The 21,700-nt window shown below is 36.2% G+C and carries 23 protein-coding genes; all 23 read left to right on the top strand.

Going from position 1 to position 21,700, the window contains the following annotated elements:
- The first annotated feature begins 3 nt into the window (after nucleotides 1-3).
- The 23 genes from ACSQ2E_RS21875 (at nucleotide 4) to ACSQ2E_RS21765 (ending at nucleotide 21,689) form a co-directional block, all read left to right on the top strand.
- Complete coding sequence (locus ACSQ2E_RS21875) at nucleotides 4-1,053, top strand: glycosyltransferase family 2 protein (RefSeq protein WP_435994130.1); 1,050 nt, start codon at nucleotides 4-6, stop codon at nucleotides 1,051-1,053.
- Entirely contained in the window at nucleotides 1,054-2,241 is a 1,188-nt protein-coding gene (locus ACSQ2E_RS21870) for a CDP-glycerol glycerophosphotransferase family protein (protein WP_435994128.1), read from the top strand.
- Nucleotides 2,228-2,644 carry an adenylyltransferase/cytidyltransferase family protein gene (locus ACSQ2E_RS21865; protein WP_435994126.1) on the top strand — a complete coding sequence of 139 codons (417 nt, stop codon included), beginning with the start codon at nucleotides 2,228-2,230 and terminating at the stop codon, nucleotides 2,642-2,644. The genes ACSQ2E_RS21870 and ACSQ2E_RS21865 overlap by 14 nt, the downstream gene beginning before the upstream one ends.
- Nucleotides 2,645-2,657: 13 nt before the next feature.
- A complete protein-coding gene (locus tag ACSQ2E_RS21860; protein WP_435994124.1) occupies nucleotides 2,658-3,659 on the top strand; it encodes a glycosyltransferase in 1,002 nt (333 codons plus the stop codon).
- On the top strand, nucleotides 3,656-3,940 hold the full coding sequence (locus ACSQ2E_RS21855) for a hypothetical protein (RefSeq protein ID WP_435994122.1): 285 nt from the start codon (nucleotides 3,656-3,658) through the stop codon (nucleotides 3,938-3,940). Before ACSQ2E_RS21860 ends, ACSQ2E_RS21855 begins: the two co-directional genes overlap by 4 nt.
- A 150-nt stretch (nucleotides 3,941-4,090) precedes the next feature.
- Nucleotides 4,091-5,038 (top strand): polysaccharide pyruvyl transferase family protein, encoded by a 948-nt coding sequence (locus ACSQ2E_RS21850; protein WP_435994120.1) that lies wholly within the window; start codon nucleotides 4,091-4,093, stop codon nucleotides 5,036-5,038.
- Between the two features lie 166 nt (nucleotides 5,039-5,204).
- A complete protein-coding gene (locus ACSQ2E_RS21845) occupies nucleotides 5,205-6,395 on the top strand; it encodes a glycosyltransferase (protein ID WP_435994118.1) in 1,191 nt (396 codons plus the stop codon).
- A gap of 12 nt (nucleotides 6,396-6,407) precedes the next feature.
- Complete coding sequence (locus tag ACSQ2E_RS21840) at nucleotides 6,408-7,583, top strand: glycosyltransferase (RefSeq protein WP_435994116.1); 1,176 nt, start codon at nucleotides 6,408-6,410, stop codon at nucleotides 7,581-7,583.
- 38 nt (nucleotides 7,584-7,621) lie between these two features.
- Complete coding sequence (locus ACSQ2E_RS21835; protein ID WP_435994114.1) at nucleotides 7,622-9,388, top strand: ABC transporter ATP-binding protein; 1,767 nt, start codon at nucleotides 7,622-7,624, stop codon at nucleotides 9,386-9,388.
- A gap of 40 nt (nucleotides 9,389-9,428) precedes the next feature.
- Nucleotides 9,429-10,433, top strand: a complete 1,005-nt coding sequence (locus ACSQ2E_RS21830) for an acyltransferase family protein (RefSeq protein WP_435994112.1) — start codon at nucleotides 9,429-9,431, stop codon at nucleotides 10,431-10,433.
- Between the two features lie 111 nt (nucleotides 10,434-10,544).
- On the top strand, nucleotides 10,545-10,982 hold the full coding sequence (locus ACSQ2E_RS21825) for a VanZ family protein (protein ID WP_435994110.1): 438 nt from the start codon (nucleotides 10,545-10,547) through the stop codon (nucleotides 10,980-10,982).
- A 61-nt stretch (nucleotides 10,983-11,043) separates the two neighbouring features.
- Nucleotides 11,044-12,993, top strand: coding sequence for an asparagine synthase-related protein (locus ACSQ2E_RS21820; RefSeq protein ID WP_435994108.1), 1,950 nt, complete (start codon nucleotides 11,044-11,046; stop codon nucleotides 12,991-12,993).
- Between the two features lie 5 nt (nucleotides 12,994-12,998).
- Complete coding sequence (locus ACSQ2E_RS21815) at nucleotides 12,999-13,130, top strand: paeninodin family lasso peptide (RefSeq protein WP_159361005.1); 132 nt, start codon at nucleotides 12,999-13,001, stop codon at nucleotides 13,128-13,130.
- Nucleotides 13,131-13,232: 102 nt separating this feature from the next.
- Nucleotides 13,233-14,168 (top strand): aldolase, encoded by a 936-nt coding sequence (locus tag ACSQ2E_RS21810; protein ID WP_435994106.1) that lies wholly within the window; start codon nucleotides 13,233-13,235, stop codon nucleotides 14,166-14,168.
- On the top strand, nucleotides 14,161-14,454 hold the full coding sequence (locus tag ACSQ2E_RS21805) for a lasso peptide biosynthesis PqqD family chaperone (protein WP_435994104.1): 294 nt from the start codon (nucleotides 14,161-14,163) through the stop codon (nucleotides 14,452-14,454). Before ACSQ2E_RS21810 ends, ACSQ2E_RS21805 begins: the two co-directional genes overlap by 8 nt.
- A 26-nt stretch (nucleotides 14,455-14,480) precedes the next feature.
- Nucleotides 14,481-14,966 (top strand): lasso peptide biosynthesis B2 protein, encoded by a 486-nt coding sequence (locus ACSQ2E_RS21800; RefSeq protein ID WP_435994102.1) that lies wholly within the window; start codon nucleotides 14,481-14,483, stop codon nucleotides 14,964-14,966.
- Entirely contained in the window at nucleotides 14,944-16,116 is a 1,173-nt protein-coding gene (locus tag ACSQ2E_RS21795; protein ID WP_435994100.1) for a nucleotidyltransferase domain-containing protein, read from the top strand. Before ACSQ2E_RS21800 ends, ACSQ2E_RS21795 begins: the two co-directional genes overlap by 23 nt.
- Before the next feature lie 10 nt (nucleotides 16,117-16,126).
- Nucleotides 16,127-17,917 carry an ABC transporter ATP-binding protein gene (locus ACSQ2E_RS21790; RefSeq protein ID WP_435994098.1) on the top strand — a complete coding sequence of 597 codons (1,791 nt, stop codon included), beginning with the start codon at nucleotides 16,127-16,129 and terminating at the stop codon, nucleotides 17,915-17,917.
- A gap of 128 nt (nucleotides 17,918-18,045) precedes the next feature.
- Nucleotides 18,046-18,276, top strand: a complete 231-nt coding sequence (locus tag ACSQ2E_RS21785) for a hypothetical protein (RefSeq protein ID WP_435994096.1) — start codon at nucleotides 18,046-18,048, stop codon at nucleotides 18,274-18,276.
- Nucleotides 18,277-18,351: 75 nt separating this feature from the next.
- Nucleotides 18,352-19,134, top strand: coding sequence for a hypothetical protein (locus tag ACSQ2E_RS21780; protein ID WP_435994094.1), 783 nt, complete (start codon nucleotides 18,352-18,354; stop codon nucleotides 19,132-19,134).
- Nucleotides 19,134-19,409, top strand: coding sequence for a PqqD family protein (locus tag ACSQ2E_RS21775; protein ID WP_435994092.1), 276 nt, complete (start codon nucleotides 19,134-19,136; stop codon nucleotides 19,407-19,409). The genes ACSQ2E_RS21780 and ACSQ2E_RS21775 overlap by 1 nt, the downstream gene beginning before the upstream one ends.
- Nucleotides 19,399-19,851, top strand: a complete 453-nt coding sequence (locus tag ACSQ2E_RS21770) for a signal peptidase I (RefSeq protein ID WP_435994090.1) — start codon at nucleotides 19,399-19,401, stop codon at nucleotides 19,849-19,851. The genes ACSQ2E_RS21775 and ACSQ2E_RS21770 overlap by 11 nt, the downstream gene beginning before the upstream one ends.
- Before the next feature lie 20 nt (nucleotides 19,852-19,871).
- A complete protein-coding gene (locus ACSQ2E_RS21765) occupies nucleotides 19,872-21,689 on the top strand; it encodes an ABC transporter ATP-binding protein (protein WP_435994088.1) in 1,818 nt (605 codons plus the stop codon).
- Nucleotides 21,690-21,700 lie beyond the last annotated feature (11 nt).

The following is a 21,700-nucleotide window of genomic DNA, read 5'->3' as shown; positions in this document are numbered from 1 at the left end:
ACCTTGCACCATTCAATCGTAAGCGTAGTTGTTCCCATATACAAAGTAGAAAAATATATCCATAGATGTATTAAGAGCATACTACACCAAACGTATCCCCATTTAGAAATTATTCTTGTAAATGATGGATCTCCCGATCGATGTGGAGAGATAGCCGAAGAATTTAAATACAAAGATTCCAGAATCATCGTCATACACAAAGAAAACGGTGGCTTATCAGATGCCAGAAATGAAGGCATGAAAGAGGCGAGGGGGGAATACACCGTATTCGTCGACAGTGACGACTGGCTCGAACCAACCATGATAGAAGAAATGCTGCATTGCAGGCATGAACATCAAGCTGATTTAGTACAATCAGCTTTTTATTATGCCTATGATGATAAGCTGCTGTTTGACAGCAACAACTATTCTAGTGACGGGAGTATGTTTTTGCTGAACAATCAGGAAGCCATGTACGAACTGATTAAAAACGATAAAGTGAAAAACTTTGCTTGGGGAAAGCTCTATAGGACGGAAATGATTAAGGATATCCCTTTTAAAAAAGGTGTATTGTTCGAAGACGTTTTTTGGGCTCATCAGGTGATGAAAAGAGTGAAAAGGTTCGTACTCCTTCAAAAACCACTCTGCCACTACTACCAACGGAGTGACAGTATTGTAGCCACATACTCCATCAGGAACCTCGACATCCTGACAGGATTAAAAGAAAGGCTGGAATTTGTAAAAGAACACTATCCACATTATCAAGACGAGGTATATAGGAGTATTCTGCAGAACAGTTTAATGCATTACAATCTTCTTTTTCGGAATAGGAGGATAGATAAGGACGGAGTGAAGAAGAGAGACATACATCGTTATATCAAGGTCCATAGAGGTCAAATGAATAAAGCAGTAGCCCTGGAAGATGATCTGAACCGTCAACTTTTCCTTTTTTCTTTTCATCCACTGGCTAATATTTCGTACCTTATGTTGAAAAAAGGCATGGAGAGAATAAAGTTTCAGCCTAAGAAGAGGGATTTAGAAATGACAAAGACCACAAAAGGAGCATCGTTATAAATGAAAAACCTAGTAGAGTCTATCAAAAGAATGATTGTCCTTTGCATCATACATTTATTTAACCTTCTTCCAATAAAAAATAATAAAATCTTTTTGTTTAGTTATTACGGTGCTCAGTACGGTGATAATCCAAAGTATATCTCGGAATATATTAAAGAACACGATCACCAAAGTACATACGACATCGTGTGGGCATTCACGGATTTGGATTCGACAAAGCATATAACCAATATTAGAAAAGTAAAAATGATGTCTTTACGATACTTCTATGAGTTGTGTACTTCAAAGATTATCATTACCAATTTCAGAACTACAGACTACTTTATAAAACGAAAAAATCAATATTATATTCAAACCTGGCATAGCTCTTTGAGGCTTAAACAAATTGAAAAAGATGCTGAAACGGTTCTGCCTCCCCATTACGTAGAGATGGCTAAGAGAGATTCGAAAAAGTGTGATCTCTTACTTTCTGGTTGTAGATATAGTACAGAAATTTTCAAAAGAGCTTTTTGGTATGAAGGTGAAATTTTCGAATCAGGAATTCCGCGAAATGATGTGCTGTTGAGATCTAATCAAGATAAAGTGAAAGCAATAAAATACCAATACAACCTTTCAGTTGATACGAAGGTTCTACTATATGCTCCAACCTTTAGAAAAGACCACAGTCTGGATGTATATGATTTAGAATACGAGTCACTAATAAAGGCAGCTAAGAAGAAATTTGGTGGTGACTGGGTGGTCCTGGTTAAACTTCATCCACATTTATTGTCAAAGTCTAATCAAATGGTACAACAAAAAAATGTAATAGATGTTACAGCATATAATGACATACAAGAGTTATTGCTTATCTCGGATGTTCTAATATCAGATTACTCCTCACTGATGTTTGATTATTCGCTTACAAATAGACCATGCTTTTTGTATGTGCCAGATGTAAAACAATATCTGGAAAAGGAAAGAAGCTTTTATTTTAATCTGAAAGAACTTCCATTCATAAGCGCTCAATCGAACGCTGATTTGGTAAGGAAAATCGAACTTTTTGATGAACGCACCTATAAACAGGAAGTCCAAGCATTTTTATCTACAATAGGATCCTATGAAAGAGGAATTTCTTCAAAGCTATTATTCAATAAAATTAATGAAGTATGCTTTGGTGATAAAAGGAGAGGTTTACATGAAGCAGTATAAAATCGGTTATACTACAGGAGTTTTCGATTTATTCCACGTGGGACATCTAAACATATTAAGACAGGCGAAGGAACAATGCGACCACCTTGTAGTCGGAGTAAGCACCGATGAACTGGTCATGAGTTACAAAAATAAAAAGCCCGTCATATCATTCTCAGATCGCATGGCGATTGTGGAAGGAATTAAATACGTAGATGAGGTTGTACCACAAGTAAATAGAGATAAATTCTCAGCATGGGAGCATTTACAATTCGACGTCATGTTTGTTGGTGATGATTGGAAAGGGAATGCTCTTTTTGATGACTTGGAAAAGCGCTTTGATCACGTTGGGGTGGGGATTGTTTATTTTCCTTATACGAAGGGCGTTTCTTCGACGATGGTGAAGGAAAAAATAAAAATATAAATGGGAGAATACCATGAATCCAGCAATAAGTATTATCGTTCCTGTATATAATGTTGAACCGTATTTAAGAGACTGTGTTGATAGCATTTTAAATCAAACGTTTACTAACATTGAGATTATCTTAGTGAATGATGGTTCTACTGATAATAGTGGGCTAATTTGTGATAGTTACTCAGAGGGTCATTTAAATATAAAAGTGATTCATAAAGAACATGAGGGAGTAAGCTCCTCAAGGAACTCAGGTGTTGCAGCTGCAAAAGGAAATTATATTGGTTTTGTTGATGGGGATGATCGAATAGAACCTCATATGTATATGGAGCTATATACTCTTTGTATAAAAACAAAAAGTGATATATCGATATGTAAACTCGGGAGAGAAATAGACGGAAAAATAATCAATATTGATAATATGTCGTTTCAAAAGAGTTTAAACAATATAGAAGCTATGAAGGAACTTTTCAAAGGTCATCTTTATAGATTCTCGTTATGCAATAAACTTTTTAATCAAACGTGTTTTAAAGACATTCAGTTTCCAGAAGGGAGGATTCATGAAGACTTATCAACGACCTATAAGCTATTTGCTAATTCTAATAAAACAATTTATACAAATTATTTAGGCTACATTTATGTAAAGCGAAATAATAGTATATTAACTTCTAATTTTTCTAAAAGAAGATTGGAAGCATTTATTGGCTGGGATGAGATTCTTATTTTTATGAATGAAAAGTATCCTCAACTTTCAAACGAATATCTATCTGCTTTTACTTATGGGTGTATAGACAATATGTATTATATTTTAAATGAAATTGAAGATAACAGAGAGAAACTTGAATATTTGAATAAACTTCAGTATTACATTAGGAAATATTATAGAAAAATAATAAAAAATAACAGGTTAAGTCATAAATATAAATATTTAATCACTATGATAAATTACAATACACAATTTTTAGTGATTTCAAATGGATTGAGAAAATTAATTAAGGAAAAGAAAAGAAAGGAAGCTATTCAATGATCATTATTAATCAGCCTAAGCTTGTAAAATCTAAGAGTGGAACTAGATTACAAGCTGAAATTGATATTGATGTGAAGAGAAAATATTTGTGGTATGAACTAGAAAATATGTTCCAACACTTTCTTACCAATGAAAGGGCTGATGCATTTCTAGTAGCATTAATTTGTTTGAGAACATTATTAACTTTAGATCTTTTAGGTAAACTTAATAGTTATAATTCAATATTTAATATGCAAAATTATTTTAACGAAAGAAAAAAACTATATTGCCCAAGTTATTAGTGTTCATAAAGAAGATCCTCTTTAGAGAGAACTATATTAAGAAATGATACTCACAGATTTTAAAATACCAATAAGAAGTAAATTCTACTCACATATTAAATTTGTAAAGAGAAGGTTAAAATCGTCTGTAAGAACAGGCTAAGGGGTGAAATGATGAAAAATAGGGTTTTAGTGTGTGCATATTTTGCAGTTAATACAGGCGATGATCTTTTTCTAAAAGTATTATTTGATAGGTACCCAAATGTCAAATGGGATTTACTCACTGCGAATAGAAATTATATTAAGATATTTAAAGACTACAAAAATGTAAAGATTTTGTATACCTATCGAGAGGTTAAAATAGGTAGAAAATATTATAATGTATTTTTTAAATTAAATGATTTAATACTTAATTTCAAGAAATATGATGCTCTGATTAATATTGGAGGATCTATTTTTATGCAAGGCTCATCGTGGAAAAAGAAACTCAAAGAAAGGAATTATCTTGTAACAAAGTTTAAGGCTATGAGCAAAAAGACATTCATTATTGGTGCAAATTTTGGTCCTTATAACGATGAAGAATTTATTCAAAAATATAGAGAATTATTTAAAAAGTGTGACGATATTTGTTTTAGAGATAGTGAATCGTTCAATTTATTTAAAGAATTGGAAAATGTGAGATTAGCTCCAGATATAGTGTTTGGTCTAAAGAGTAATGAAAGAAGTGAAGAGAAAGAAAAAATAGCGGGCTTTTCTATTATTAATCTGAAAAATAGAAAGGGACTAAAAGATTACTATCACTTATATAATAATAAAATAATTGAATTAGCAAAGAACTATTTAAGTAAAGGCTATAGAGTAAAATTTTTCTCATTTTGTGAAAATGAAGGGGACTTGGATATTATCCAAGATATCGTAAGAGAAATTAATAATCAAAATATAGAAATAGTTAATTACAAGGGTGATATAGAAAGTTTCCTCAATAAATTTAAATCGTGCGAGATTATTTTAGGAACTAGGTTCCACTCAATAATTCTTGCACTTAAGAACGGGCAAAAAGTAGTGCCAATCATTTATAGTGAAAAAACTTATAATGTTCTTAAAGATTTAAATATGTAAAATGATTGTCATTATATAAAAGATATTTCCACTCTTAAATTTGATGAAATTAACCTCAAATCCGATTTTCAAAAGAGCATGCTCCATAAAAATATTGAGCTAGAGTCTGAAATTCATTTTAAAGAAATCGATAATTTTTTATTGGGTAGTAAAGGAGGAGGAAGTTTTGAAGAAAAATTTACTATTTGTAATTGATTCATTAGTAATAGCAGGGGCAGAAAAAAGCCTAGTGACGTTACTATCCATGCTGGACTTATCTAAATTTAATGTTGATTTAATGTTATTTGCTCATGGGAATAAATTAGAAAAACTCCTTCCTGAAGAGATAAATATACTTCCACCTCTAAAATATACTATCTACACTCAGAAGAGGGTCAAAGATAATTTAATTCTTTCATTTTCTTTAAGTAACTACAAAATGCTCTTCTCCAGAATAAAATACTCAAGCAAAATAAGGTTGAAAAAATATAGTAATCCTCAAAAGGCCAGATTATTTTGGCAAAGTGTATCTGGAGTAATAGAGCCAAACCCGAAAACTTATGATGTAGCAATAAGCTATGCCCAAGGAGTCCCTACATTCTATGTGGCAGAAAAAGTAAAAGCGAAAAAGAAATTAGCATGGGTTAATGCGATTTACAGATTGAAGAGAAAAGACAGCGAGTATCAGAGTAAGTATTATGATCATTACGATAAAATTATTGGAGTATCAGAAACATCAAAAGAGGTATTTTTGGAAACCTTCCCTAAATATAACAATAAAATGGAAGTTATTTATGATATAAATAATCCTCAATTCATTTCTGATATGGCAGATATCGGAGATGGGTATGAGGATTATTTTGATGGAGTAAGGATTCTCACTATTGGAAGGCTAGCTCGTCAAAAGGGGTATGATATTGCCCTTGAAGCTTGTAAAAAGCTGAAGGAAAAAGGGATTAACTTCAGATGGTATGTTTTGGGTAAAGGTCCTCTCGAAGAAGAGATACGACATTATGTTACTACACACAATTTAACTGATCACTTCATTCTTTTAGGTGTAAAAGCAAATCCCTACCCTTATATAAAAAAATCCGATATATATGTTCAAACCTCAAAATTTGAGGGGTTTGGGTTGGCGATAGCTGAGGCACGTATGTTAAATGTTCCTGTAGTGACCACAAATTTTGACGCTGTTTATAATCAGATGGTTCAAAATAAAAATGGGTTAGTGGTGAACATGGATTCTGAAAGTGTTGCGGATGGAATAATAAGTTTAATTCATAACCATAATCTTAGAAATGAAATAACCGAATACTTAAAGCTTGAAAAGAAAGGTAATATCGAGGAGATAGAGAAGTTTTATAATCTAGTTATATAGGGTGAGAAAAGCATGAAGAAAAAGATAGTGTTTATGGTTATTAATATGAATATAGGTGGGACCGAGAAGGCCCTGCTCAATATGATTAATGAGATGCCAATAGATCAGTATGAAATAACTATTTTAATGCTGGAGAAATATGGAGGATTCTTAGAGGCTATACCTAAAGAAGTTAAGGTTGAATATTTGGAAGACTATGCTGCTTATAAGCAATTACTAAATAGACCAGTCAAAACAACGGCAGTTGAATTAATTAAACAGGGGAAAATATTGAAAAGTATTGCGCTTGGTTGTGTTTATACACTTTCAAAAATTTCACGAAGTAAAATGCTTTATTATAACTATGTCCTTAAAAACCTACCAGAATATAAAAACAACTATGATGTTGCTATAGCTTATGCAGGTCCAATGGACTTCATAAGCTATTTTGTTGCAAAGAAAATTAAAGCAGAAAAAAAAATACAGTGGATTCATTTTGATGTTACGAAAATAGGGTTTAATAAAAGGCTTTGTCAGAACCTTTATAAAAAATTCGATAAAATATATGTAGTCTCAAATGAAGGTGAAAATAAATTGGTTAGCAAGATTCCATCCATTAGAGGAAAAACAGAAGTGTTCAATAATATATTATCTAGAAAATCAGTTTTATTACAATCTAACTTAGGTGTTGGTTTCAAAGATACCTTTGATGGTATAAGAATTTTAACAGTAGGAAGGTTATCTAAAGAAAAGGGGCAAGATCTTGCAATTAAAGTTTTAGCAAGATTAGTAAAGGAAGGATATAACGTTAAATGGTATTGTGTTGGAGAAGGTGATGCTCTAGAAACATATCAAAAGTTAGTAGCTCAATACAGTTTAGAAAATCATTTTATTTTTCTGGGAGCTGATCCCAACCCTTATCCATATATACGGAGGTGTGATATTTATGTTCAACCATCACGACATGAAGGTTACTGCATAACGCTAGCTGAAGCAAAGTGTTTACTGAAACCTATTGTTTCGGCAAGTTTTACAGGAGCAAATGAACAAATAATAAATAATGAAACAGGATTAGTGGTAGGGGGGAATATCGAAGAAATATATCAAGGTGTGAAAAGTCTAATAATCAATCCTCAAAAGAGAAAAAAGTTCTCTGAAGGATTAAATAATGAAAAGGCTCTTCAACAAAAGAAGATAGCATTTAACTAAATTGAAAAATAGAATATTTACGGAAAGGTTTGAGCAATTTGAAAAGTACAATAGGAAAGCTATTAGAGCTATTTAATAAAAGAGAAAAGAAGAAATTAGTAGCTCTCTTTTTCTTGATGATAGCTGCTGCATTATTTGAAACTTTAGGCATAGGGTTGATAGCACCTTTTGTAGGTATTGTAACAAACCCCAATCTAATCCAGGATCAGCCGACTTTTTCTTTTCTATATAAAATGGGTAATTTTAATTCAGAATCTTCATTTATATTTTGTGCGATACTTATTTTACTTGCAGTATTTGTAGTCAAAAACCTTTACTTACTTTGCTTTAATTATGTGCAGTTCCGAATTGTGTTGAATCAGCAAGTGAAATTATCTAAAGAATTATTTAAAGAGTATCTAACTAAACCATACACCTTCCACTTACAGAGGAATTCAGCGGACTTATTAAGAAATGTTGACGTAGAAGTTCCAAGAGTATTTCAAGGTATAATTATTTCTTGCTTCCAATTTATTACTGAGGTACTTGTAATCTTATGTATTCTATTATTACTTTTATTCACAGCCCCCCTAGCCACCATTACAGCCTCGATTTTATTAGGAGGAAGTGTAATGGTCTTTTTTAAATCTTTCAGGAAAAAAATTACTCATTTAGGAAAAGAGCAGCAGGCTGTAAGCGGATTGATGATCAAATGGGTGAACCAGGGATTGGGAGCAAGTAAAGAGGTGAAAGTCGCAGGCAATGAGAAATTTTTTATTGATTCTTATGCAAATCAAAGCCAAATCAAAGCCAATAATAGCCGGTACATGAAAATGCTTGAACAAGTCCCGCGATTGTTTATTGAAACATTATTAGTATCAGTGGTCCTCATTACGATGTTAATCATTGTTTTCCAGGATCGAAGCACATCAGAACTCATTTCCACCATGGCGCTCTTTGCTATGGCTGCATTTAGATTGATGCCATCTATCACCCGTGTGGTTTCGTTAATCACTACCATAAAATACAGCCAGCCAGCGCTCTCTGTTGTATATAACGACTTGTTTTTAAATAAGGAAAAGAAACAAGTACATGCCAAATCTATTACAACAGGTAATAGTGATTCAAAAACTTATTATGATTCAATAGAATTGAAAAATATTTCATTTAGATATCCAAATCAAAAGAATTACTCAGTAAAAGAGGCATCACTCACTATCCCAATTGGTCAATCAGTTGCATTTATCGGGGAGTCGGGAGCAGGTAAAACCACAATAGTGGATATTATACTTGGCTTGTTCACCCCGGAAAAAGGTCAAGTACTGGTGGATGGAATAAACTTGGAAGAACAAAAATCAACCTGGCAGAAAAAGATTGGATATATACCGCAGTCCATTTTCTTATCAGATGACACAATTCGTGGGAATATCGCGTTTGGAGTAGATAACAAAGATATAGATGAAGAAGCGGTTTGGAGGGCACTGGAACAAGCACAATTAAAAGAATTTGTTGAAGCACTCCCAGAGCAACTTGAGACTTCAGTGGGTGAGCGAGGAGTAAGGCTTTCAGGAGGACAACGTCAGAGAATAGGCATTGCCCGTGCACTTTATCACAACCCGGAAATTTTATTCATGGATGAAGCTACCTCTGCTTTGGACAATGAGACTGAAAAAGAAATTATGAAGGCAATTGATGAATTAAAAGGCGATAAAACACTCATTATTATTGCTCACAGACTTAGTACCATCGAAAATTGCGATATTGTATACAGAATGAACAATGGAAAAGTTGTCGCTATAAATAATCAACTTGTACAGTCATCATAAAAGTATAATCTTAACTCTGGATGAGATAAGGATGATCTCAATGAACCAAAGACTAATCGACCTTGATCTCTTAAAAGGATTCGGCATCATAATGGTAGTTGCAGTCCATTCCAACATGCCGCAGCTGGTCACAGCCTTTCTACAATCGTTTGGAATGCCCTTATTTTTCATGCTAGCAGGCTACACATTCAATTCAAAGAAATATAGGGGGAACTTTAATCTGCTAGTGAAAAAACGCTCCGTAAGTTTGTTGATACCGTATGTGATAGGGTGTTTACTTTCATATTTATATTGGATTGCAACGAAGTTCACTGGCGATTTTAAAGAAAGTTTTCTCTGGTATAAGCCATTAGTGGGGATACTTGAGGGAAACATTGAGGGCCTACTCAATTATCCTTTGTGGTTTTTGGTTTGCTTATATGGGTCTTTATTAATGTATGCTGCCAGCCAGAAGTATCTGCAAAGGTTCGCATTAGCTCAGCAGTTTGCTATTTACGCGGTAATTGGGTGGGGCGGGGCAGTGATTGGGAGCGTGGTTCACCTTCCATGGGGACTGGATATTTCATTGGTATCACTATTGTTCATCTTTATAGGGGATTGCCTAAGACAGGGAGCGCGATTTCCAGGAGTCATCGGCTTGAGCTTGGTCCTGTGTTCAGCTTTTTTTATCAATGATCCCGTCAGTATGGGTTTAAGAGAATATGGAAACCTTTTATTGTTTTATATTAGCGGAGTTGCGGGTAGTCTGCTTAGTCTGGAAATAGTAAGGAAACTAACTGGAATACACCACTGGTTTAGAGCCATTAGTCATATAGGAAGAGAGTCTGCGTATATATTGATCCTGCATGCAGGAATTTCATTTCCCCTGGTGAGTTACATCAATCATTTTTTACTACCTGGAGTTGCTTTTCCTTGGTTTGTATATTTAGTTGGAGGTATAGTCATATCCCTTTTTATACGTTACGTATTTAAGAAGTCATACCGAATCATTCAGCAGCTAAGAATTAATAAATCGTTAATGAATAGAGAAAACAGGATAGCCTAATTTCTTTTGGAAGAATCTTAAATACACCTTGCGTTCTTTATAAAATTGTAGTATTGTTCTTTATATAGTACAAATTAGGTATTTATAACCAGTTTGGGGGATGAGTACAATTTGATTCTTTTTCTAAAGAAAATTGTTTTGGGATTATTTATTTTAGGCTACATGATACTCATCTGGTTCCAATCAAGTCATTTTAATCCTGAAATCATCTATTACACCGGTCTCACTCTTGATCCACGTATAATATTATTTGCTGGCCTATTATTGGAGTCACTCCATTTAATTGAATTTGGCATTTTATATGTACTCATTGTTCTTTTTCAGCGGGCTTTTGGTAACCTTAACCGACGCAAAGAAATCATTGCAATCATCCTTTCATTTTTATATTCCGTTACTGATGAGATACATCAGTTATTCGTTCCATTCCGTACCTCTTCAATAGGTGATCTCGTTAAGAATGTAATTGGCATCCTTCTGATGTGGATGCTGGTTCGATATATAAACAAACGAAAAAACAACGTAGTACAAGAGGATTTTCTTCAAAAATAATATAGTGCACCCTTTGTGTTCTTAATTAAGAATTGCGTGAGGGGATATGAGGTGTCAATTTATGAGTGCGATTGCTGGGATATATCATCAAAACCATGAACCCGTATCTAGGGAGCATATACACGCAATGATGGGTTCATTGGAACAGTTCCCAGCAGATGACGTGAGAGTTTACAAGAAAGATCATATTTTTCTTGGCTGTCACGCTCAGTGGATCACTCCTGAATCCATCGGTGAAATTCTCCCTTTCTATGACAATGAAAGAAAATTAGCGATAACCGCTGATGCCATTATAGATAACAGAAAAGACTTATTTAATACCTTAGGAGTTAGGCAGTCTGTTAGAAAAGAAATGTCAGACAGTGAATTGATCCTTCTCGCATATGAAAAATGGGAAGAGGATTGCCCAAAACACTTGGTTGGTGATTTTGCATTTGTCATTTGGGATGAAAGGAAAGGAAAAATATTTGCTGCCAGGGATTTTTCTGGAGCGAGAACGCTCTATTACTCTTACGACAATCAATGTTTCGCATTTTGTACAGTAATGTCTTCATTACTATCCCTTCCATTCATTAAGAGAGAAATAAATGAAGAATGGCTGGCGGAATTTCTTGTTATACAAAATATGATTGATGTCGCAGACGTAACAAATACAATACACAAAAATATTAACCAAATCCCTCCTGCACATTCTCTTACAGTTGAAAATGGACAAATTGCTATAAAGAAATATTGCCGAATGGTTTGTGAAGAAACAATAAAATTAAAAAACACTGGAGAATATGTGGAAGCATTCCGAGAGGTTTTTCAAGAAGCTGTTGAAAACAGGACGAGGACCTTTAGTAAGGTAGGGGCAAAATTAAGTGGTGGACTTGACTCAAGCTCAGTAGTTAGTTTTGCAGCTAGATCATTACAAAAACAAAATAAGAGATTGCACACTTATAGTTATGTACCAGAAGAAGGATTTCTAGATTGGACTCCTAAACACAGAATAGCCAATGAAACGCCACTTATTAATGAAACAATTCAACACGTAGGTAACGTAGAAAGCAACTTCTTGGACTTTAAAGGTCGAAGTTCTTTAACCGAAATTGACGAATGGCTGGATATCATGGAAATGCCTTATAAATTTTTTGAAAATTCATTTTGGTTAAAGGGAATATTTGAAAACGCAAATAATGATGGAGTGAAAATTTTGTTAAATGGTGGGAGGGGGAACCTTGGGGTCTCATGGGGACCGGCAATAGATTATTATGCGACTTTGTTAAGGCAATTAAAATGGAGGTGTCTTTCAAGAGAAATTAATTTGTACAGTAGGAATTTAAAGTTAGCAAATAAAAAGAGACTGTACTTATTGATAGCTAGAAAATCTCTTCCTTCTTTTCTAAAGAATAATAAGGGCAATCAAGACTATCGACTGCCTTCATTAGTAAACCCTGCATTAATTGAAAAAACAAATGTTTTAGAGAAATTACACAGTCTAGGATTTGATTTGAAAAATAGCAAGTCTAAAAATGCAGCTCAACAAAGGAAGGAGCATTTTGAAAAAGAATACACGTGGAATGCTTCCGGGACTTCAGGGTGCAAGCTATCCCTTCGATATAACATTTGGAAACGTGATCCAACTAACGATAGTAGAGTGATAAAGTTTTGCTTATCTGTTCCAAAAAATCAGTTTGTGCAAAATGGGTTGGATCGCGCTCTTATTCGTAATTCTACAAAAGACTATTTGCCAGACGAAGTCAGGTTGAACCAGAGAACCAGAGGAATTCAAGGGGCAGATTGGCTTTACAGAATGCTGCCTGAATGGACTTCATTTATAGATGAACTAAAACAACTTACTAACGATCCACTTGTTAGTGAATATGTTGACCTAAGAAAAATACAGAGTGGAATAGATAAACATTATTATAAGCCAACACCAGACTTAGCTTTCCATCCGGAGTTAAGGTCACTCATGAGAACTTTAATCGTATATAGGTTTATTAAAAAACAATTTGAAAGGGGGTGAAAATTATGAAGAAAATTTGGGAAGAACCAAAGCTGGAAGTACTTAACGTCAATTTGACAATGGCTGGTCCAGGAATTAGAGATGTAGATGAATCTTATGAGGATGAAGATGAGCAAGGATTCCTTCATCATAGCTAACAGGTAATTTTAATAACTTGATATTAATATAACATTGCCCTTATCCATTTCCAAAATGAATAAGGGCTTATGTTAAATTTGATATCGTTGGAGTGATGTTAGATGGTGTCGGTACAATCATTTAGTTATTCTGCTTTTGGATTGAACATATTCAGCGACCTGTACTTCCCTGAGCTGAAGGTAAGCAGTGAATATAATTATCATAAAAGTATTCAAGTCAAAAAAAGCTGTCTAAAAGAGCTTTGGGCAAAAGTGGGAGATTATTCAAAGATGTACGTAGTAAAGGAAGGATATTTCCTTTTTAAAGCACCTGGAGTAGGAATCTTTTGTATACAAGGCGGTAATGAAATTTTGTACGACCCGTCAGGAGAAGATTACCTTGAACAACTCCGTCTTTACATATTAGGTACTTGTATGGGTGCTCTACTAATCCAAAGAGAAATCCTGCCTTTCCATGGGAGTTCATTTTCCTTCAACGGAAAAGCTTATGCCATCATAGGTGAATCTGGAGCGGGGAAGTCCACATTAACTTCTGCGTTGATCAATAAAGGTCACCGTATATTAACAGATGATGTTATCGCCATTTCGAGCAAAGAATATGGAGTACCTTATGTATATCCTTCCTATCCTCAACAGAAGCTTTGGGAGGAAAGTTTAATTGAATTTAATATGGACACTTCAAACTTCACTGCCCTTTTTAAAAGAGAAACAAAGTATGCCATTCCGGTAGAAAATCACTTCATAAATAACCCCTTACCACTTGGAGGAGTCTTCGAGCTTGTTAAGTCAGAAAGTGAAAATGTGAAATTGACTCCTATAGACGGATTGGAACGTTTGCATATTTTTTACCTTCACACGTATAGGAATTTTCTAGTTAAGCGATTTGGTTTAAGGAAATGGCACTTACAATACACTGCCAGCTTCGCAAAAAATATTGAAGTGTACCGCTTAACCAGACCTACATCCAGATTCACAGCCAATGAATTAGCCACATTAATTGAAGAAACAGTCCTTAAGGAGGAGCTTGTTCATGATTAATAGTCAGATGATTTCTTTAGAGAGTACCGTGGGTCAAGTGGAAGGGAATATAGTAAGCGATATGGGTGGTGAGAAGGTAATGCTCAGTATTTCCAATGGAAAGTATTATAACTTAGGGGAGATAGGTGGAGTCATTTGGGATGCTATTGAGATGCCGTTAACCTTGAGGGAACTAATTGACAACCTTCTGAATGAATACCAGGTAGATAGAGAGATCTGCGAGCAACAAGTATTGTCCTTTTTGGAAATGTTACTTAAAGAAGAGATCATCTTGATTCGTTCATAAAATGAAAAATTACATTAGGTGAGTATATGAGACGCATTAGACTGTTTTTATCAATGGATTTAACTACAAAACTCCTCCTAGGTGAAGCATTTATTGAATTGGGGGTGGTAAGGGTGATGAAGTTAATCCCTTTTTCAAAGCTTTCCCCTCATCTTGGATGCCATATGGAAGAAACATCTTTTAATAATAGAGTGAATAATCAAAAAGCATTAAAGAATATATCGAATGCTGTAAACATTGTGAGCCGGTATACGTTTTGGGAAAGTCAGTGTTTAGTAAAGGCAATAGCAGCGATGAGAATGCTTAAGAGAAGAAAAATAGGAAGTACTCTTTATTTGGGCACGGGAAGAGATGAGAAGGGTTTTCTGATTGCCCATGCATGGTTAAGAAGCGGCTCCTACTATTTGACTGGAGCGGAGGGTATGGAGAATTTCACGGTCGTTGGCAAGTTTGCAAAACACTGCACATTAACAAATGAAGGTGAATCTATTGATAAAAGATACCAGTCTTAACTTCGACAATATACCAATTGAGCTGAAAATTTTACTCGAGATGATTGAGGTGGATACTGATGCGGGATCGCTCGATTTTTCACCAGATTTTAATTGGGAGCAGTTTATGGAGCTTGCTAAACACCACCGTCTCTATCCTCAATTATTCTCTAAGATAAAAGAGCTGAATAGCTTAATTCCGCCTGATGTTTATAAAAGCTTACAACGATTATATCAACGTAACACCCTTCACATGCTTCATTTAACGGGTGAAATGAATCGAGTCAGTCAGTTATTTCATCACCATCAAGTGAAGACCATCTTTCTGAAAGGACCGATTTTGGGCAAGGAGCTATATGGGGACATCTCGATGAGGACATCCGGAGATTTAGATGTTCTGGTTCCACTGCAGAGTATTGAGACCGTGGACGGTCTTTTGTCTAAAGAGGGCTATGTAAAAGATGACTATTTCTCAACCGTTTTAAACGATTGGAAGTGGAGACATCATCATGTTACGTATTTTCATCCCCAAAGACAAATAAAACTTGAGATTCACTGGAGGTTAAGTCCGGGTCCTGGTAGAGAACCGAGCTTTACAGATCTGTGGAACCGAAAAAGACAAAGCAGTATTTCCACTGTCCCTATTTATATGCTGGGAAAAGAAGATCTATTTATGTTCCTCATTTCACACGGCGCAAGGCACGGATGGTCCAGGCTTCGATGGCTGGCTGATATTCATCGACTGGTTCTTCAAGGTCAAAATTGGAAGAGACTGTATTCTATTCTAAGGAAATACGAAATGCTTCACCTGACAGGACAGGCACTTCTTCTCAGCTCAAAGCTGTTTCATACGCCCCTAAATCAAGAAATGAAGGAATGTGCTGGAAAACAAGAAGCAGTGAGGTTGGCCAATAAGACCATTTTTTATTTTGAGCGTTTGGTGAATCTGCATACTGAGCCTCTTTCACCGGAAGTATCAACCTATCACAGGAATTACTTATACTCAATGAAGTCCCTTAAACAAAAGGTCATATTTATTTTAAGCTTCTTACATCCATATCCTGAAGATGCTGAGACCTTGCCTTTACCTAAATCGCTTCATTATTTGTATTTTCCACTGAGACCGGCCTTATGGTTTTGGAGGAAAGCAAAGAAGCAGGCAGTTTTATAGGAGTGAAAGAATGAAAGCTCTTTTGTATTTTACAAAGCAATTGTTTTCTTTTTCCAGGTACGTATTGATATTAAATTTAGTCGGCATGGTTTTCGTAAGTTTACTAGAAGGGATTGGGATCTTATTACTTATTCCCATGCTGAGTGTTAGCGGTATTCTTCAGGTTGATACAGCTGACATACCCTTTATTCATACCCTTTCTTTCTTGGAAATCATTTCTCCAACGGCTGGTTTAAGTGTAATACTTGGATTATATATTTTGTTGGTAGCGGGGCAGGCATTATTTCAAAGAAGAATCTCCAGAAAAAACATGATGATTCAAGTGGATTTCATCAATCATCTGCGAATGGAAACGTATAAAGGTCTATTGCAGGCAAATTGGGGATTTTTCATGAAAAAGAGAAAGACTGACTTGGTTAATTCACTAACAACAGAGCTAGGTAGAGTAAGCGGAGGGACAAATATGTTTCTTCAGCTCATTACCTCAGCAGTATTTACTATTATTCAGATTGGTGTGGCCTTTTGGCTTTCTCCATCGATGACCATTTTCGTTATTGCCGCAGGAATCATTCTGGCATTTTTCTCTCGTTCATTCATTATGAAATCAAGAAAGATTGGCGATCAAACGACCGAAGTCACAAAGAATTATTTAGCGGGCATAACCGATCATTTTAACGGTATTAAAGATATAAAGAGCAATTCACTGGAAGAGCCCCGTCATAAGTGGCTAAGAGAATGGTGTGGAACGATTAGAAGGGAACAAGAAGAAAAATTAAAGGTTCGTACTAATTCACAGCTGGTATACAAAGTGACATCGGCTGTTTTAATTGCTGCTTTTCTATTTGTTTCTGTTAGCCTGTTTAAAAGTCAGTCACAGCAATTATTGATCATTATTTTAATCTTTTCCAGGCTATGGCCGCGTTTTACGGGAATACAATCTAATTTAGAGCAAATCGCTTCTACCATCCCTGCGTTTCATTCCCTTATTCAACTTCAAAAAGAATGCACTGAGGCTAATGAACTTAGTTTGGAAAGATCCACTACTGAAATATTACCATTACAATTTAGCCATAGGATAGAATGTAAAAGTGTGACATTTAAATACGATGATACCGATTCCTTAAAGGATATAAACATTTCAATTCCATCTAATCGAATGTCCGCCATCGTGGGACCTTCCGGAGCCGGAAAAAGCACATTGATTGATATCCTCATGGGGCTGAATCGTCCTGAGAGAGGGGAGGTGCTGATTGATAATGATCCACTTACCGCCAAAAACCTTCTGTCTCTTAGAAAATCAATCAGCTACGTACCGCAAGATCCATTCCTCTTTAATGCGAGCATACGTGAAAATCTTCAAATGATTCAGCCGGAAGACACTGATGAAGAGATTTGGGAAGCACTACAATTCTCGTCAGCAGCTGAATTTGTAATGAACCTGCCTGAAGGATTGGATACACTTATTGGTGACCGGGGCATCCGCTTATCTGGGGGGGAAAGACAAAGAATTGTACTTGCTAGAGCAATCTTGAAAAAACCATCGATACTCATACTGGACGAAGCCACCAGTGCCCTCGACAGCGAAAACGAAGCCAAAATCCAAGAAGCGATTGAACGACTCAAAGGCAAAATGACCATCATCGTCATCGCACACCGCCTATCAACTATCAGAAATGCGGATCAGGTGATTGTTCTGGATAAAGGCAGAATCGTCCAATCAGGTTCGTTTCATCAATTAGCTCAAGAGAAAAAGAGCATGTTCAGTAATTTGCTAGAGAAACAAGTACGTGCCCTCCCATGAATGTAGAATTATGTCGGACGAAATGTTCTTTAAAAAGAACAACATTGGTAATATAATTAGGAAAATAGTAGTATGCAAGATATTGCTGTTCTTTGTAAAGAATTCTATAACAATAGGGAAGTGAAAAGATGAAGAGACAAGAAACATACACTAAACCTGAAGTACTCGCACACCAGCCAATCCAATTCGAAACAGCCCAGAGCTGGAATAAAGGACATGGGAATTTAGATCACCCTGGACATGGTAATGGAGGTACTCATTATCCGAATGACCCTTACACGGGTCCAAGACCCAAACCGTGGCATGGTGGAGGAGGAGGAAAACCAGGCGGAGGCAACGGAAAAGGCAGAAACAGATAATTTTCAAGTTAGAGAGATCAATTGTACAAAAAGTTGATCTCTTTATCACCAACTTGATATGTAAAGGAGAAACATATGTCTTCATTATATATAAAGATTGCAGACCATAATTGTAAGATCATCCAGGTTTCAAATGAATTCCTTCCTTTTCTGTTGGAGAGATTCCCTTTTACTGATGGCCAAGTAGATGGTCCTGATCTAAATCTACGTATTAACCATGGGTACGGGACTCCCTTCGAAGACTACGAGGTGAAGGTAATAAAGAAAAAGAATCACGTTGTATACCTAAGGAAAGATTATTTCATCGAGGTTGATGCTTGTTTCAGAAATGCAACGATTTCTGCTTACGATGAACTAGCCCTCAAACATGCTTTAATGAACCTCTATAGTTCATTTATTCTCCACCATAACTGGGGATTGTTACTTCATTCTTCTTGTGTAATGGGAGGCGACCAAGCTCATATCTTTGCTGGGCACTCAGGTGCAGGGAAGTCTACAGCAGCCAAACTATCAGCCCCCCGGGAACTTCTTTCAGATGAAGCGACATTAATAAAAGTTACTGATCATTCTATATGTATCTATGATTCACCTTTCAGAAGTGAACTGGAGACGGTGGGGTATAAGGGGCATGTCCCTTTATCCAGTATTCATTTGTTGTTCCAGGCTAAATTCAACGAACGATCTCAAGTGAAGCAATCGGATGCTTTCATGCAGCTGATGGATAAAGTGTTTTACTGGCCTTATAAAGAAGATGAGGTGGTTAAGGTACTGGACTTTTTGAAGGAAATAGTTAGGAATGTGCCGGTGTATGATCTTCATTTTCAAAAGAACAATACATTCTGGGAGCTGATTTCGTAATGAGTGAAAGATACGTCCAAAGAAAAAAATATGAAGCCTCTCAATTTGATGATGAGTGGATTATCCTGAATACAGATCTATATACCGTTACTAAGGTGAATGAAGTGGGAGGCTTTTGCTGGTCATTATTAGAAAGTGCTCAAACCATCGATTCAATTGCGGCCGCGGTGGCTGGGCATTTTAACATATCAGAAACGCACGAAACGATAATAGATGATATTAGAGATTTTATAATGGAACTTCAACATTACGGATTGGTTGAATATGCGAGTTAGTCCCCATGCAATTGAGGTAGTCAAGAAAGTAATCGGGGAGCACCGATGGATCGAACTCCCTGCAAAAGGTACATCCATGTACCCGTACATAAAAGAAGGGGACATATGCACATTTGAAACCTGCGCTCTCCCTGATTTGGAAAAAGGGGATGTAATATTGTTTCACAATGTACAGGGGCAGTTGATATCACATCGATATATTAAAACAACACTGATAGATGGTGACAGATACTTGATGTGCAAAGGGGACACAAATTTTGGTTTTGATGAACCGATCCTTCCGCAACAAGTAATCGGAAAACTTATGTACATTAAAAGAAGGAATATTCATTCGTCTGCTTCGGCGTGGGGCGCGCTTCTATGGAAGGAAGCCATCCTTCGTTTCCCCTCATTGACTCACATGTTGAGAATGTATGTAAATAGGAAAGTTGTGCGTTACTAGTTTTAAAGGTGGAGAGACAGATGAAGACAGGGACCAATCGATTATCAGCTTTAGCAAGACAATATATGAACTTGTATGATTTAAAGAGAACGTTTAAGATGTTAAAGCCTTTTGTTTTTCGTCAGTGGAAGGCTTATATGGCAATGTTTCTGCTATTATTTGTTGATATCTTTATGACCATTGCCTTTGCCTGGTTTTTCGGAAGGATGACGGATGCTGCTGTTAAGAGTGACTTCACTGAGCTAAGACGATTGATTCCGATTGGTATCATACTTGTCCTTATCGGGATTGCTTCCAATTTCTTTTCGATTATGATTGAAACCATTACCTCAAATGGCTTAAAAAGAGACTTGAAAAACCATTTATTCCATCACATTCTTTGTCTTCCGTTAAGGCAGGTGTCCTCTCGCCGGTCTGGAGACATGCTCTCTCATTTTACGAACGATATCAATAGCGTGGACGGGGTAGTCGGCAGTAGTCTGATGGACTTGATCCGACTTCCACTCACCTATATGGCAGTGTTTCTTTATTTAATTCAAATTCACTGGAAGCTTTCCCTGATAAGTGTTTCAGTAGCTCCTTTAGCGATACTCGCAGGCGCTTATTTTGGCTTATTGCTGAGGAATAATAGCCGTCTTATACACAGTTTGATTGGAAAGATAAACAATACTTTAACAGAGACGTTTCAGGGATTTCAGGTGATCCGGTCATTTACGTTGGAGAAGCTTATCTATAAAAAATATTCCAGTGCAAATCAGAAATTATATGAATTGGAGGTGGAGAACGCTAAGCTTAGCGGATGGTTCAGTTCTGGGGGACAGCTCGTCAGTTCTATCACCTATCTGATTAGCTTGTGCCTTGGGGCTTACTATGTTTCAAAGGGAGTGATCAGTGTAGGGTCCCTCCTTACATTTGTCAGTCTGGTCAGCTATCTTGTGAATCCACTAACGGGATTAGCTAGTCAATGGGCCGGGTTTCAATGGTCTGTATCTGCTTTGGAAAGAGTCGTACACGTTTTAGAGGAGTCTGCCGAATCTCCTATCGTACATGAGTATACTCCTCTATTCAAAGGTTTAACCTCTATTGAATTCAAAAATGTATCTTTCAGCTATGATGATGAAAAGAAAATTTTTGATGGGTTCAGCCTTGCTGTTCCAAGAGGGGAAACATTGGCTATAGTGGGGCCGAGTGGTGCCGGTAAAAGTACGCTGTTAAATCTTATGCAGGGGTTGTATACACCTCAACTAGGTACTATTTTAATAAATAGAAAATCAAGGGAGGAGTATACGCTTGCTCAATTGCGCAGTTCCATCGCTCATGTACCTCAGGAAACATTCCTCTTTGCAGGAACAATAGAGGAGAATTTGTTGTTAGCCCGACCGGGTTTGTCACATGAAGATATGGTGAGTGCTGCAAAGTCGGCCAATGTATATGAGTTTATTCTATCTCTCCCAAAAGGTTTTGAAACAGAAATAGGGGAGAGGGGTATAAGGCTATCTGGCGGGCAGAAGCAGCGGTTAGCCATTGCCAGAGCTATATTGAAAGACGCGCCCATTCTTTTACTGGATGAAGCGACATCTTCTCTAGATAGTGAAACGGAATATCATGTGAAGAACGCTTTAAGGTCTTTAATGAAAGGGCGAACGACAATCGTGATTGCGCACCGGTTATCCACCATCCAGGAAGCGGACTCTATCGTAGTGATGGACGAAGGGAAAATTGTACAAAGAGGCAGTCATTTAGACTTAATAAATGAAGAAGGTCTATATAAACGGCTACATCAACTCCAGTATTTTGAAGATGAAAAACCAACACATATCACTGCTGTAAACGCGTGACAGGAGGGGAA

The organism is Rossellomorea sp. LjRoot5, assembly GCF_964253455.1.
Classification (GTDB): Bacteria; Bacillota; Bacilli; order Bacillales; family Bacillaceae_B; genus Rossellomorea.
Note: the sequence above shows the minus strand (reverse complement) of the source record. Positions and strands in the feature narration are given on the sequence as shown.

What these genes read in the sequence shown, in the direction of transcription:
- ACSQ2E_RS21870 (WP_435994128.1), top strand. Translation starts at nt 1,054, where the DNA reads ATGAAAAACCTAGTAGAGTCTATCAAAAGAATGATTGTCCTTTGCATC.
- ACSQ2E_RS21865 (WP_435994126.1), top strand. Translation starts at nt 2,228, where the DNA reads ATGAAGCAGTATAAAATCGGTTATACTACAGGAGTTTTCGATTTATTC.
- ACSQ2E_RS21860 (WP_435994124.1), top strand. Translation starts at nt 2,658, where the DNA reads ATGAATCCAGCAATAAGTATTATCGTTCCTGTATATAATGTTGAACCG.
- ACSQ2E_RS21855 (WP_435994122.1), top strand. Translation starts at nt 3,656, where the DNA reads ATGATCATTATTAATCAGCCTAAGCTTGTAAAATCTAAGAGTGGAACT.
- ACSQ2E_RS21850 (WP_435994120.1), top strand. Translation starts at nt 4,091, where the DNA reads ATGATGAAAAATAGGGTTTTAGTGTGTGCATATTTTGCAGTTAATACA.
- ACSQ2E_RS21840 (WP_435994116.1), top strand. Translation starts at nt 6,408, where the DNA reads ATGAAGAAAAAGATAGTGTTTATGGTTATTAATATGAATATAGGTGGG.
- ACSQ2E_RS21830 (WP_435994112.1), top strand. Translation starts at nt 9,429, where the DNA reads ATGAACCAAAGACTAATCGACCTTGATCTCTTAAAAGGATTCGGCATC.
- ACSQ2E_RS21820 (WP_435994108.1), top strand. Translation starts at nt 11,044, where the DNA reads ATGAGTGCGATTGCTGGGATATATCATCAAAACCATGAACCCGTATCT.
- ACSQ2E_RS21815 (WP_159361005.1), top strand. Translation starts at nt 12,999, where the DNA reads ATGAAGAAAATTTGGGAAGAACCAAAGCTGGAAGTACTTAACGTCAAT.
- ACSQ2E_RS21810 (WP_435994106.1), top strand. Translation starts at nt 13,233, where the DNA reads ATGGTGTCGGTACAATCATTTAGTTATTCTGCTTTTGGATTGAACATA.
- ACSQ2E_RS21805 (WP_435994104.1), top strand. Translation starts at nt 14,161, where the DNA reads ATGATTAATAGTCAGATGATTTCTTTAGAGAGTACCGTGGGTCAAGTG.
- ACSQ2E_RS21800 (WP_435994102.1), top strand. Translation starts at nt 14,481, where the DNA reads ATGAGACGCATTAGACTGTTTTTATCAATGGATTTAACTACAAAACTC.
- ACSQ2E_RS21790 (WP_435994098.1), top strand. Translation starts at nt 16,127, where the DNA reads ATGAAAGCTCTTTTGTATTTTACAAAGCAATTGTTTTCTTTTTCCAGG.
- ACSQ2E_RS21785 (WP_435994096.1), top strand. Translation starts at nt 18,046, where the DNA reads ATGAAGAGACAAGAAACATACACTAAACCTGAAGTACTCGCACACCAG.
- ACSQ2E_RS21780 (WP_435994094.1), top strand. Translation starts at nt 18,352, where the DNA reads ATGTCTTCATTATATATAAAGATTGCAGACCATAATTGTAAGATCATC.
- ACSQ2E_RS21775 (WP_435994092.1), top strand. Translation starts at nt 19,134, where the DNA reads ATGAGTGAAAGATACGTCCAAAGAAAAAAATATGAAGCCTCTCAATTT.
- ACSQ2E_RS21770 (WP_435994090.1), top strand. Translation starts at nt 19,399, where the DNA reads ATGCGAGTTAGTCCCCATGCAATTGAGGTAGTCAAGAAAGTAATCGGG.
- ACSQ2E_RS21765 (WP_435994088.1), top strand. Translation starts at nt 19,872, where the DNA reads ATGAAGACAGGGACCAATCGATTATCAGCTTTAGCAAGACAATATATG.